The organism is Bradyrhizobium betae, from assembly GCF_004123905.1.
GTDB lineage: Bacteria > Pseudomonadota > Alphaproteobacteria > Rhizobiales > Xanthobacteraceae > Bradyrhizobium > Bradyrhizobium betae_A.
This window is the reverse complement of the sequence record NZ_MZXW01000050.1, coordinates 1-13,878: the sequence shown is the minus strand read 5'-3', so window position 1 is coordinate 13,878 and position 13,878 is coordinate 1. Positions and strand designations below refer to the sequence as shown.

The following is a 13,878-nucleotide window of genomic DNA, read 5'->3' as shown; positions in this document are numbered from 1 at the left end:
ATGCTCGCTTGCTGCCGTCGTAAACCCGGTCGATGTCCGATCTTCGGCGCGGCCAGGGCTTGTCAGACGCGGTCGAGGTCGTGGATGACGGGATCGAGGGGGCGGTGCTCGTTCAATTCGAGCGTTGCAAGTGTGATCGGCAGCTTGAAGCGCCGGCGCCCGGCGCTTCCTGGATTGAGATACAGCACGCCGTCCCGCGTGACGATCTGTACGCGATGGGAATGGCCCGATACCACGATGTCGATGCCGAGATCGGCCGGGACGACGCTCAGAGCGTTGAGGTCATGCAGGACGTAGAAGCAGTAGCCGCCAAGGCGCAAGGTTTCAGTGTCAGGATAGGATTTTGCCCACGCGCCTCGGTCGACGTTTCCCCTGATCGCTGTGACCGGCGCAATTCGACGAAGCGCCTCCACGACCTCGGGAGCGCCAATGTCGCCGGCATGAATGATATGGGACACGCCGGCGAAGCAGCTCTCCACCCCTGGCCGTAGCAGTCCGTGCGTGTCGGAGATCACCCCGATTTTCAACGACATCACACATCAAGCCTTTCGGAGAGCCTTGTCGGGTCAAATCTCAGTGCAGGAGGTCTAGAGGCATCCGGCCAATTTCCTCGCCGTCTTGGTTCGTCACAAGGATGGCGAAGTGACGACCTCGGAGCTCAGGACGCTCCTTCGACAGGCGTCTTGCAATCTGTTCAGCAACATCCAGCGCCTGAATGTCGTCCGCCAGCTCGGCGCCACCCTCGTCGGTCACTGTTTTGGAATCCACCAGATCGAAATGGTAGGGCGGCACGTTCAACCCGTCGAGTTTCTTGTCAGGAACGCCCGCTGACGCGGCTTCGCGCGGTCGGCGGTCTGCCCGACAGACGGCTAAAGCCGGCATGTATCGGGGCTTTGAAAATCTCGGCCCCGCTTTCGTCCCGGACGCGAATGCAGTTGCCGGGCTGTGCGAAAGGCGATTTGTCAGTGCCGATGCGATGAGCAATGAACCTGGCGTGCTCTTTTGCCTCGCGACTGGATGCGCATTGATGACCGACCTTGTCGCAGGCCGTGAACGCGCCGGCTAGATCGAAGTAAAACCGTTTCATGTTCGCTCAACAGACGTTCCCGCCCCGCGTTCCTAGGTGCTGTGCGAAATCCAGCTTCAATCATCGTGGCGACGAACGCTCGAGTCTTTAAGGATCGAGAACTTCGCCAGAGTTGCCGCGAATAAAGACGGCGCGGGTTCCCGGCAGACCACCGGAGATCGTCCGTCACCATAAGAACTTTTGTTCGGCCGAACCGGCTCCCGCCTCCCAACGCAACCTCACGTCGAGATTTCCAGAGCATCGACCGCCCGCGAACTGGCTGCCGGTAATTTCGTGAGCTCGTTCCGGGGAGCGACGGAACATTCCGATCAACCATTGGTTCGCCCCAAGTTCCCGGCGGCGCACTTGTAGCTCCCAAGCAGGCGCTGGTTCGCGTAGGGTCCGCTGATGTCACCGACCGATCCAGTCAGAAGTGCTCACGATCGACGCCAACCAAGGTTGTTGACCCTGTTGGCCTTGGGATTTGTTGTCTTTGGCGCCGCTACGGCCGCCCTTTTCTACGTCTTGCAGCCCGAGACCCTCCGTATCGCCGTCGGCCCCGCGGGCAGCGAAGACCATCAGGTGGTCCAAGCAATGGCTGAGGCCTTCGACGAGGAAAGCAGAACGGTCAGGCTCTCCCCGATTACGACCGGGGGAGCGGCCGAATCCCTGGCCCTGCTGGGCGCCGGCAAAACCGATCTGGCGGTCGGTCGCGGCGACCTAGACATGCCGGCCGACGCGCAGACCCTGGTCGTCCTCCGCAAGAACTACGTCGTCCTGTGGTCGCCCTCCGGGCGACCGGGCAAGGACTCCAAGAAAAAGGCCACCGGCAAGATCGGAGAGATTGCCGATCTGGAGGGCCACAAGATCGGCATCATCGGAAGGACGGGCGCCAACCTCGCAGTCCTACGGACCATTCTCGTCGGCTCCGGTGTGGAACCGGACAAGGTGGCGACCGTCCAATTCGGGACCGAAGAAATCGAAAAGCTTGCGCAAGACGTCACTCTCGATGCGTATCTCGCCGTCGGTCCGCTCGACAGCAAGATCACGGCCGCCGCCATCGCCGCAACTTCGCGATCACGTGGAGCGCCGAAGTTTCTTCCGGTCGACGCATCCGAATCCATTGCACTGAAGCACGCCCGCTACGAAGCCGAGGAAATTCCGGGCAGCGTGTTCAACACGAAGCCGGCCTGGCCGGAGGACAAGGTCGACACCATCAGCGTCAACCATCTCATCTTGGCCAGAAAAGTCCTTTCCGAAGCCAAGGCGGCGGCCTTCTATCGGCAGCTTTTCGCCGTACGGGACACGATCACGCAACGTGTCGCCGGCGGTGCGCACATCACAAAGCCGGAGACGGAGAAGGAGGCGGAGCCTTCCGTTCATCGGGGCGCCGCGGCGGTCATCAACGGGACCGAACGAACCTTTCTGGACAAGTACAGCGACTACTTCTGGTTCGCCTTGCTTCTTCTTTCCGGAATCGGTTCGGCCGCCGCCTGGCTGCGTCGCTATCTGAACCGCGACGAACGGGACGACAACACCAGCCACCGCAACCGCATTCTCGCCGTGGTCGCGGAGGTTCGAGATGCCGGGTCCGAAGAGGACCTGCTCACATCGCAACGCGAAGTCGACGCGATCATCGGCGAGACCCTCAAGTGCTACGATAATGGAGCGATCGAACAAGAGGACCTGACCGCTTTCGGTCTGGTGCTTGAACTGTTCAATCATGCCGTCGCAGAAAAGCGAGCGGCGCTGCAGAGCGGTTACGCCGATCAAGCGCGGACGCCAAGTCCAACTCTCGCTTCTCGGCGATAGCCGCACCCCGGCATCTCCGGCCCGCCGAGTCGGATCTGGTGCCAGGCCGTCTCGAAGGTGGCACCACGAGGGGGATTGATGTTCCTTCCATGTCGGCCGCCCCCGAGGCGGAAGCCGAATTCAACGAAAAAATGAGGCGACTACTTTCTATCCTGGTTCGGACCCAGGCCGGGTTTCCGGACTTCCACTCGGGTTAAAAGCGGCGGCCCGACGCTCGCACAACGCAGGTCCGGATGGCGGGTAATAGCGGGACCTTTCTACGCACCCACGATGCCCCGTATGCGGCGCCGATCCGATCCCATACCTCGACAATTTGCCGCGGGCCAAGCACGTCGCTCCCCGACCACAAGACGTATCGGCCGACGCCATACGAACCCGACGGCAGCGTTTTTAGGATGCGCAACTCTATTCGATCGCACCAATTAGGACGCAAATCGTCGTGCTCTCGGCGTGAGAGGCCGTTATCGCGGCAACCATAGACGATGTGGCCAATGTGCAACGGGCGCTTGGTTTCTCCACGGCAATGTTCGCAACCGAACAATCCGCCTCATGAGGTAGGCGGTACTATCCGGGCACCAAGTGCTGAGGGCCTGCGGATGGACTTTTCAAGCTCGAAAGATCAGACCTTATTGTCTCTTTGGGAAAGTGTGCGGCGACAAGTGTCGGCTGATCGCGCGAATGGCGGTCGCTCCCGCTTTGTTGGTGACAATCTGCGCAGCTATGCCGAATTGCTCCGTTCGGAAATGGATCGGCGAGAGCTCAAGTACACCTCCATCAATTCAACTGAATGAAACAGAGGGTGCCTCTGGGCACACAAATATGAGAGATATGCAGGAGCAGTTGGAGAACCTCCGCAACGATGCGGCCGATTGCAAATCGATCAGCGATCTGGCCACCAACCTGCAAAAGCGAGAGTTATTCGCGAGGCTTGCCGATCATCTGAGCGTATTAGCTTCAGAGGTCGAGCGTGCCATTGCTGCGACAGCATCTGGCACCAAGTCAGAGCGATAAGGGATTATTTCTGCCGAAAGGCCTGATTGAACGACATCACGAGCGGCCCGACAATGTATTCAAAAGCTGTTCGCTGAACGGTTGGAACCATCACGGTCGCAGGCATCCCGGGATAGAGCCGGATGTTGGGCATGGCCGCCAGTTCGTCGTGATCGATGCGAACGAAGGCCGTGTAGTAGGGGCTGTTCGTCTTGGGATCGGTCAAGCGATCAGCTGAGACCTGAATAACATCGCCATGAATAATCGGCACGATACGCTGCTTATAGGCAGTAAGATGGACCTCAGCACGCGTGTTTGGATGCACGTCGCTGATATCTTCCACGGCAACTTGCGCCTCGATAGTGAGCGAATCCTCGTCCGGCACGATGTCCAAGATCTTGTCGCCGCGCTGGATGACGCCCCCCACCGAGAACACGTTGAGTCCCACCACCCGCCCGCTATACGGCGCGCGAATTTCCATGCGGCCCAATACCGCCTTGGCGCTCAACGCCTTTGGGATCACCTCCAACAATCTGGCTTGGGTATCGCGCAAATCCTTCGTGACGTCAGTCATGCGATCGTTGTCGAGCTGGGCTATTTGCTGCTCCTGCTCGGCAATGGCTTGACGAGCCTTGGCGATATTGGCGCTTGTATCGGCAATCTGGCCTTCCAGACCGTAGGAGGCGCGCTCCAGTTGCATAATTCGTGGACGCGCGATCAGGCCGCGTTCAACGAGCGGCGCAATGTCCTTGGCCTCACTGCGGACGGAGTTGATCTGATCCGTAAAGGATTTGACTTGCGCGTTCGCACCAACGATTTGTGAGCCGAGCTGATTGATCTTTTCCCTGATCACGTTGCGCTGACCTTCAAGGGCCGCGCGACGGCTTTCGAACTGGCTGACCTGGCCGTTCCAGACACTCTTCAAGTATGGATCGTCGGATCGTGCCCTCAGATCGTTGGGCATCACAAGTGCGGATCCGTGATCGAGCTCGGTCAATAGCCGCACCTCGGTCGCACGAAATACGCCATATTGCTGGGTCAACACCTCATACTCGGCCCGCGCCTGGGTCTCGTCGAGCACAATCAATAGGTCGCCGGCGAGCACCCGGTCGCCCTCCCTGACGTGCAGTTCCTTGATGATGCCGCCATCGAGGTGCTGGACGCTTTTGCGGTTGCCGTCGACCTTGACAACCGCGTTGGCGACCACCGCACCGTTAAGCGGCGCGGTCACGGCCCAGGTACCGATCCCGCCGAAAAATATCGCGATGATCAGCCATCCCGCCACTGCAACGCGACGGATGGAATCATTCGGCAAGCTCTCCCTCGCTGCGCCACTCGCCCGGCTCGGACTCGAAACTCCACGTCTCGATCGATTTGTATCAACCAGCATCGTCATCTGAAACTTCCTAGCTGGCCGCTTCTTGAACCGCATGAACTGGCACGGATCGCGTTAGCCGAGCCAGAATCTCGCTGCGCGGTCCGAACATCTCCGCCGCGCCTTCGCGCAATACCAAGATCTTGTCGACCACGCCGATGGTGACAGGTCGATGGGAGATGATGACCACAGTCGTTCCGCGCTTCTTCAGCTGCATGATGCAGTCGGCAAGCGCAGCATCGCCCTCCGCATCGAGATTGGAGCTGGGCTCATCCAGCACGACCAGGCTCGGATTGCCGTAGACCGCGCGAGCGAGCCCAATGCGCTGGCGATAGCCTCCCGACAAGACCGCGCCTCCCTCCCCCACCTGGGTGTCATAGCCGCTGGGAAGCCGCACAATCATCTCGTGCACTCCGGCCATGCGCGCCGCCGCAATGATCTCCTGGTCCTCGCCGCGATTGAATCGGCAGATATTGGCCGCGACGCTTTCGGCAAACAGCTCGATGTCCTGGGGCAGATAGCCAAGATGATGGCCGAGAGACGACTCGATCCAGGTCGAAACGTCGGATCCGTCCAGGCGAACGGCGCCCCCAGAGGGCGCCTGGAGACCCACGATGTGGCGCGCCAGCGTCGACTTCCCAGCGCCGGAGGGCCCGATGATGCCGAGCACCTCACCCGGCTCGATCCGGAACGTGACGCCGCGCAGAACCGGCTTTGCAGCGCCTCGAGGAACAAAGGAGAGCGCCTCGACCGAAACGCGACCTTCTGGTCGCGGCAGCGTCAGTTCGGGCTCATGCGGCGGATTGACCTGCAACAGCCCGCGCACGCGCAGGAACGCGCCGCGGGCGGCAACCAAGCTGCGCCATGATCCAACGATCTGCTCCACAGGCTGCAACGCGCGACCAAGCAGGATGCTGGCGGCAAACATCGCACCCACGGTCGTCAGCCGCTCGATCACAAGATAGGCGCCAAGTCCGAGGATCAGGGACTGCATCGAAAGACGCAAAAAGCGGATCAAGCTCTGCATCGTGGCAGCGCGGTCGCTTGCGATGACTTGTCGCTCGAGCATCCGGTCGCGGTCACGGCTCCAGCGCTGAAGCAGACCGGCGGTCATCCCCATCGCGCGCACCACTTCGGTGTTGCGCAGGCTCATCTCGGTGAAGGTGTAGTTTCGGCTTGCCACCTCGCCGGCCTCGGTCAACGGCGGCTTGACCAGCCACTCGTTAAGAAGGGCCACCAGAATCAGCAGAATGGAGCAGCCGAATGCAAATGCCCCCAACGACGGGTGGAGCACAAAGATCACGACAATGTAGATCGCCGCCCAGGGCAGATCGAAGACCGCATGGATCCCCGTACCGGTGACGAACTGACGGAACGTGTCGAAGTCGCGCAGAAACTGAGTGCGAACCCCGCCGGTGCTCGCGGGTTGATGAATGATCGCAGTCATCACGCGCGCGGCGATCGTCTGGTCGAGACGAATGCTGGCGCGGGTCAAGACGCGCGCCCGAACGGCATCCAGCCCTGCCAGCGCCATAAAGGCCAGCAAGAGCGCGATCGTGAGCATGAGCAGCGTGATCTCGCTGGCGCTCGAGATGACCCGGTCATAGACCTGCAGCATATAGAGCGGCGCGGCCAGATAAAGCAGATTGATCGCCAAGCTGAAGATCGCGGCAATGACGAAATAGCCCTGACAGCTCTGCATCAAGCGCCGGAGTTCGTTGGGTCTTTGAAACGGAGCACTCACACGGATCGACGGAAAATCCGCCCCTCTTCAAAAGCGATGCCGAACGCCGGACATCGTAAGCCAAGGTCCGGGCCGCAACATTCGCCCTGACCCATTTCCTAGCTGCGCATCAGGCCAGATGGTCGTGGTAGCTGATAAGCGTTCCCGTGTTCTTGTCTGCCTCTGTCTGGAAGCCTGCCGGGTCGTACTGGCCGAGCAGAATAATATTGGCGGTATGGATTCCGTCCGTCACCGACAGGGTTCCTCCAGCACCATCCTGATTTGCGACATAGCTTGCGGTCGCGCCGGTCCCGAATGCCACATCGAGGAGATCCAGGTGGTCATCCCCGTTAAATCCCGACACGGCCCCGCTAAAGTCGAAGGAGTCGTGGAGCACGATTGTCCCGGTCGCTTGGGCATCAACCGCTACATTCGCAGACGAGGCAGCTCCGAATTCGAGCGTGGCCGAACCGCTGATCTGAGCCGTCCCGTTACCGCTGACATTGCCGTCGATTGTGATGTTGCCGCCATTGGCCCACAACACGCCGGTGTTGATGACGTCGCTGTGGACCTCCAGTCCACCGGTTCCCGTTGCCTCGAGCGTTCCGGAGTTGATGACCGCGTTTGTGCCGGTATCGATGACCAGCGAATTGGTTCCGGTTGCATCGATTGTGCCCTGGTTCACCACGGTCAACAGCCCTGCTCCCAACTGACCGGCACCAGAAATGGTATTGTCCACGTTGGTGAGCGTGACGTCGGATGCCGTACCCGTGATCACGTTCTGGCCGCTATCCGACAGATCGACGTGGCCGCCGCCCTCAAGGGTGATGCCATGCTCGATCAGATGGAGGTCGGTCTCGTCGCCAGTCGAGTTCAGCGCGATCGAACCGGTATTATGGAGCACGCCGCTCAGCGGCATGGTGGCGCCGTCGCTGATCACCATGTTGCCGGCATTTTCGGTGACCGGCGTTTGTTCGAACACGAAGTCGTTTGCGGTGAGCGAGTTCGCATCGACGCCGTGCAGCGTGATCGATTGACCATCTCCGAGCGCAATCACCGCATTGCCGGCAGCGTCATCGGCCATATGCGCCAGAATGTCGCCAAAGCCGGTGAAACCGGCATAACCAATCAGATCGATCTGATCCGAGGTGGCGTCAAAGTTGTAGATCACGTCGTGCCCGATCGGCTGCGAGAACACGAACTGGTCATGCCCGCTGGAGCCGGTCAGATAGTCATCACCAGACAGCGCGAAGACCGGATTGCCAGGCACATAGGCCTCGAGATTGTCAGCGACCATTGCGTGCCCGGTGCTGCCGTCGGCATTGGTCCACGTCTCCGCCACATTGAGCACCAGTGCACCCGTGTACGTGCTTGGCGATGTGACAAAGAGCGATGCGACGTCGCTGGTCACCACCGTCCAGGTCCCATCGCCGTTATCGGTCCCCTCGCTTAATGCCCAGCCGGCCGAAATTCCAGCAATCGTCAACGTCACCGCGCCAAGATGATCGGCGGAAGGATCGGTCAAGCCGAGATTGATCTGTTCTCCGGCAATACCGGCAGGATGAGTTGCAGAAAGTGTGTTTGTGGCCGTACTAAATGCAGTGGTACCTCCTCCTGCACCTGGATTGACCTTCGTCCCGACCGTGCCCGTGGTTTCATCCCAGGCCTTGTAAGTCAAAGTACCGGAATTGCCGCTACCGATGATTCGTACGAGATTGCTATCATCCAACAGCAGCGCGGAGGTCGCGCTTACCGTCCCGATGTTTGTCCAGGACGAGCCGCCGTTGGTCGAATATTGCCAGGCGCCCCCGCCGTTCGACGACAAGGCCGTGATCGCAATACCGTGGAGGGCGCCTGCGTCGACATCGGTGGAGCTACGGAATGAACTCACCAAGACACCGCTGGCGACGTTCAAGTTTGCCGGGCTCTGCGTCGTTACGACGGGCGCGTCGTTGATGCCGGTCACCGTGATTTTCAGCGTCGTGGTGTTGGACACCAGGCCGCCAGGGTCTTTGTCGGTATAGGTGAACGTGTCCACCGCCTGAATACCGGCGGCCAAACTGTTGGCGGTGTCAGCGACGTAGCTGTACGACCCATTTGCATTCAGCGTCAGATGGCCATAAGTGCCGACGAGCGAGCTACCGACTCCCACGCCCTGCGTCACTGCGCCCGTACCCGCGACCACGCCGGAGACAAGCAGCGTGTTGGTGGCATTATCGACATCGGTATCGGCCACCGATCCACCCGTCGTACCTTGAATGACGCCATTGGCAGCAGTCACCGTCAGGGTCGCATCCTCATTCACCGCTCCGGTGTCGGCATTGGCCACCGGCGCCTCGTTGACGTCGCTGACCGCAATGGTAAAGCTCTGCGAGCTCGCGAGCGTGCCGTCGGAGGCCTGGGCCGTGACGGTGTAGGCGTGGCCTGGCGCGCTCTCGTAATCGATCTTGGTGGAATCGGCGATGGTCACGACGCCGGTCGCCGCGTTGATGGTGAAGCCGCCGCCCGAGCTGTCGCCGGTCAGCGAATAAGTCACCGCCGGTCCGTTGACGTCGCTGGAGGTCGCGGTGACGCCGACGGCGGTGCCGTTGGCGGCGCCTTCGGCAATCGTGTTGGCCGCGGCATTGCTGTCGACGGGCGTCGAGGGCGCCACGTCGGTGACGGCGATGCTGAAGCTCTGCGAGCTCACGAGCGTGCCGTCGGAGGCCTGGGCCGTGACGGTGTAGGCGTGCCCTGGCGAGCTCTCGTAATCGATCTTGCTGGCATCGGCGACGGTGACGACGCCGGTCGCCGCATTGATGGTGAAGCCACCGCCCGAGGTGTCGCCGGTCAGGGAATAGGTGACCGCCGGCCCGTTGACGTCGCTTGCAGACGCGGTGACGCCGACGGTGCTGCCATTGGCAGCGCCTTCGGCCACCGTGTTGGTTGCCCCATTGCTGTCGACCGGGGTCGAAGGTGCGACGTCGCTGACCGCAATGGTAAAGGTCTGCGAGCTCGCAAGCGTGCCGTCGGAGGCCTGGGCCGTCACGGTATAGGCGTGGCCTGGCGAGCTCTCGTAATCGATCTTGGTGGAGTCGGCGACGGTCACGACGCCGGTCGCCGCGTTGATGGTGAAGCCACCGCCCGAGCTGTCGCCGGTCAGCGAATAAGTCACCGCCGGTCCGTTGACGTCGCTGGAGGTCGCGGTGACGCCGACGGCGGTGCCGTTGGCGGCGCCTTCGGCAATCGTGTTGGCCGCGGCATTGCTGTCGACGGGCGTCGAGGGCGCCACGTCGGTGACGGCGATGCTGAAGCTCTGCGAGCTCACGAGCGTGCCGTCGGAGGCCTGGGCCGTGACGGTGTAGGCGTGGCCTGGCGAGCTCTCGTAATCGATCTTGCTGGAATCGGCCACAGTCACGACGCCGGTTGCGGCGTTGATGGTGAAGCCGCCGCCCGAGCTGTCGCCGGTCAGCGAATAGGTCACCGCCGGCCCGTTGACGTCGGTCGCGGATGCGGTGACGCCGACGGCGGTGCCGTTGGCGGCGCCTTCCGCCACCGTATTGGTCGCCGCATTGCTGTCGACCGGCGTCGAGGGCGCCACGTCGGTGACGGCAATGCTGAAGCTCTGCGAGCTCACGAGCGTGCCATCGGAGGCCTGGGCCGTCACGGTGTAGGCGTGGCCTGGCGCACTCTCGTAATCGATCTTGGTGGAGTCAGCGACGGTCACGACGCCGGTCGCCGCGTTGATGGTGAAGCCGCCGCCCGAGCTGTCGCCGGTCAGCGAATAGGTCACCGCCGGCCCGTTGACGTCGCTCGCGGATGCGGTGACGCCGACCGCGGTGCCGTTGGCAGCGCCTTCGGCAACCGTGTTGGTCCCCGCATTGCTGTCGACCGGCGTCGAGGGCGCCACGTCGGTGACGGCGATGCTGAAGCTCTGCGAGCTCGCGAGCGTGCCGTCGGAGGCCTGGGCCGTGACGGTGTAGGCGTGGCCTGGCGCGCTCTCGTAATCGATCTTGGTGGAATCGGCGATGGTCACGACGCCGGTTGCCGCGTTGATGGTGAAGCCGCCGCCCGAGCTGTCGCCGGTCAGCGAATAGGTCACCGCCGGCCCGTTGACGTCGGTCGCGGATGCGGTGACGCCGACGGCGGTGCCGTTGGCGGCGCCTTCCGCCACCGTATTGGTCGCCGCATTGCTGTCGACCGGCGTCGAGGGCGCCACGTCGGTGACGGCAATGCTGAAGCTCTGCGAGCTCACGAGCGTGCCATCGGAGGCCTGGGCCGTCACGGTGTAGGCGTGGCCTGGCGCACTCTCGTAATCGATCTTGGTGGAGTCAGCGATGGTCACGACGCCGGTCGCCGCGTTGATGGTGAAGCCGCCGCCCGAGCTGTCGCCGGTCAGCGAATAGGTCACCGCCGGCCCGTTGACGTCGCTCGCAGACGCGGTGACGCCGACGGTGCTGCCGTTGGCGGCGCCTTCCGCCACCGTGTTGGCGGCGGCATTGCCATCGACAGGGGTCGAGGGTGCCACGTCGGTGACCGCGATGCTGAAGCTCTGCGAGCTCACAAGCGTGCCGTCGGAGGCCGTGACGGTGATGCTGTGGCTGGTCGCCGTCTCGAAGTCGAGCAGCGAGGCATCGGCGACGGTCACGACACCGGTCGCGGCATCGATGGCGAAGCGGCCGCCGGCGTCGTCGCTCAGCGCAAAGGTGACGGTGCCGCCATGGACGTCGGTCGCAGATGCGGTGATGCCGACCAGGTCGCCGTTGGCGGCGCCCTCCGAGACCGTGTTGGCGGCGGCATTGCTGTCGACCGGCTGGCTCGGTGCCACGTCAGTGACGGCAATGGTGAAGCTCTGCGAGCTCGTCAGCGTGCCGTCGGAGGCCGTGACGGTGATGTCGTGGCTGGACGAGGTCTCGAAGTCGAGCAGCGCAGCATCGGCCACGGTCACGACGCCGGTCGCGGCATCGATGGCGAAGCGGCCGCCGGCGTCATCACTCAGCGCAAAGGTGACGGTGCCACCATGAATGTCGCTGGCAGACGCGGTGATGCCGACGGTGGTGCCATTGGCGGCGGCTTCCGACACGGTGTTGGCGGCGGCGTTGCCATCGATTGGGGTCGAGGGTGCGACGTCGGTGACGGCGATGCTGAAGCTCTGCGAGCTCGTCAGCGTGCCGTCGGAGGCCGTGACGGTGATGTCGTGGCTGGTCGCGGTCTCGAAGTCGAGCAGCGAGGAATCGGCGACGGTGACGACGCCGGTTGCGGCATCGATGGCAAAGCGGCCGCCGGCATCGTCGCTCAGCGCGAAGGTGACGGTGCCGCCGTGGACGTCGCTGGCGGAGGCGGTGATGCCGACCAGGTCGCCATTGGCGGCGGCTTCCGACACGGTGTTGGTCGCGGCATTGCCGTCGACCGGCTGGCTCGGCGCCACGTCGGTGACGGCGATGGTGAAGCTCTGCGAGCTCACAAGCGTGCCGTCGGAGGCCGTGACGGTGATGTCGTGGCTGGTGGCGGTCTCGAAGTCGAGCAGCGCGGCATTGGCGACGGTGACGACGCCGGTCGCGGCATCGATGGCAAAGCGGCCGCCGGCATCGTCGCTCAGCGCAAAGGTGACGGTGCCGCCATGAATGTCGCTGGCAGACGCGGTGATCCCGACCAGGTCGCCATTGGCGGCGGCTTCCGAGACCGTGTTGGCGGCGGCATTGCCGTCCACCGGCTGGCTCGGCGCGACGTCGGTGACGGCGATGCTGAAGCTCTGCGAGCTCGTCAGCGTGCCGTCGGAGGCCGTGACGGTGATGTCGTGGCTGGTGGCGGTCTCGAAGTCGAGCTTGCTGGAATCGGCCACGGTCACGACGCCGGTCGCGGCATCGATGGCGAAGCGGCCGCCGGCATCATCGCTCAGCGCGAAGGTGACGGTGCCGCCGTGAACGTCGCTGGCGGTCGCGGTGATGCCGACCAGGTCGCCATTGGCGGCGCCTTCCGACACGGTGTTGGCGGCGGCGTTGCCGTCCACCGGCTGGGTCGGCGCCACGTCGGTGACGGCGATGCTGAAACTCTGGCTGGTGAAGGCGCCGCTGGGATCGGCGGCGGTGACGGTGATGTTGTGGCTGGTCGCGGTCTCGAAGTCGAGCAGCGCGGCATTGGCGACGGTGACGACGCCGGTCGCGGCATCGATGGCAAAGCGGCCGCCGGCATCGTCGCTCAGCGCAAAGGTGACGGTGCCGCCATGAATGTCGCTGGCAGACGCGGTGATCCCGACCAGGTCGCCGTTGGCGGCGGCTTCCGAGACCGTGTTGGCGGCGGCATTGCCGTCGACCGGGGTCGAGGGTGCCACGTCGGTGACGGCAATGCTGAAGCTCTGCGAGCTCGTCAGCGTGCCGTCGGAGGCGGTGACGGTGATGTCGTGGCTGGTGGCGGTCTCGAAGTCGAGCAGCGCGGCATTGGCCACACTTACGACGCCGGTCGCGGCATCGATCGCAAAGCGGCCGCCGGCGTCGTCGCTCAGCGCAAAGGTGACGGTGCCGCCATGGACGTCGGTGGCAGATGCGGTGATGCCGACCAGGTCGCCATTGGCGGCGGCTTCCGAGACCGTGTTGGCGGCGGCATTGCCGTCGACCGGGGTCGAGGGTGCCACGTCGGTGACGGCGATGGTGAAGCTCTGCGAGCTCGTCAGCGTGCCGTCGGAGGCCGTGACGGTGATGGCGTGGCTGGTGGCGGTCTCGAAGTCGAGCAGTGCGGCATCGGCGACGGTGACGACGCCGGTCGCGGCATCGATCGCAAAACGGCCGCCGGCATCATCGCTCAGCGCGAAGGTGACGGTGCCACCATGAATGTCGCTGGCGGTCGCGGTGATCCCGACCAGATCGCCATTGGCGGCGGCTTCCGAGACCGTGTTGGCGGCGGCGTTGCCATCGACCGGGGTCGAGGGCGCCACGT

The 13,878-nt window shown here is 63.2% G+C and carries 8 protein-coding genes; 2 read left to right on the top strand and 6 right to left on the bottom strand.

Going from position 1 to position 13,878, the window contains the following annotated elements; genetic code table 11:
* Positions 1–62: 62 nt before the first annotated feature.
* The 3 genes from B5V03_RS32650 to B5V03_RS43085 are packed head-to-tail and all read right to left on the bottom strand — an operon-like array spanning position 63 to position 1,087.
* Entirely contained in the window at positions 63–533 is a 471-nt protein-coding gene (locus B5V03_RS32650; RefSeq protein ID WP_129274505.1) for a metallophosphoesterase family protein, read from the bottom strand.
* Between the two features lie 40 nt (positions 534–573).
* Complete coding sequence (locus B5V03_RS32645; RefSeq protein WP_245502405.1) at positions 574–882, bottom strand: DUF6894 family protein; 309 nt, start codon at positions 880–882, stop codon at positions 574–576.
* Entirely contained in the window at positions 815–1,087 is a 273-nt protein-coding gene (locus tag B5V03_RS43085; protein ID WP_433995356.1) for a DUF6894 family protein, read from the bottom strand. Before B5V03_RS43085 ends, B5V03_RS32645 begins: the two co-directional genes overlap by 68 nt.
* Before the next feature lie 387 nt (positions 1,088–1,474).
* On the opposite strand from B5V03_RS43085, the gene B5V03_RS32635 reads away from it, so the two are divergent.
* Both B5V03_RS32635 and B5V03_RS32625 read left to right on the top strand, forming a co-directional pair.
* Entirely contained in the window at positions 1,475–2,878 is a 1,404-nt protein-coding gene (locus tag B5V03_RS32635) for a TAXI family TRAP transporter solute-binding subunit (protein ID WP_129274504.1), read from the top strand.
* An 828-nt stretch (positions 2,879–3,706) separates the two neighbouring features.
* Positions 3,707–3,889 (top strand): hypothetical protein, encoded by a 183-nt coding sequence (locus B5V03_RS32625; RefSeq protein ID WP_129274502.1) that lies wholly within the window; start codon positions 3,707–3,709, stop codon positions 3,887–3,889.
* 4 nt (positions 3,890–3,893) lie between these two features.
* Here B5V03_RS32625 and B5V03_RS32620 read toward each other — a convergent pair whose 3' ends face one another.
* From B5V03_RS32620 to B5V03_RS32610, 3 genes are all read right to left on the bottom strand, one after another.
* Positions 3,894–5,183: an HlyD family type I secretion periplasmic adaptor subunit gene (locus B5V03_RS32620; protein ID WP_245502404.1), complete on the bottom strand. Its 1,290-nt coding sequence runs from the start codon at positions 5,181–5,183 to the stop codon at positions 3,894–3,896.
* 91 nt (positions 5,184–5,274) lie between these two features.
* Positions 5,275–6,945, bottom strand: coding sequence for a type I secretion system permease/ATPase (locus tag B5V03_RS32615; RefSeq protein WP_129274925.1), 1,671 nt, complete (start codon positions 6,943–6,945; stop codon positions 5,275–5,277).
* Positions 6,946–7,096: 151 nt separating this feature from the next.
* Positions 7,097–13,878 (bottom strand): cadherin domain-containing protein (locus tag B5V03_RS32610; protein WP_206736216.1); only part of this gene is annotated, 6,782 nt, incomplete at its 5' end.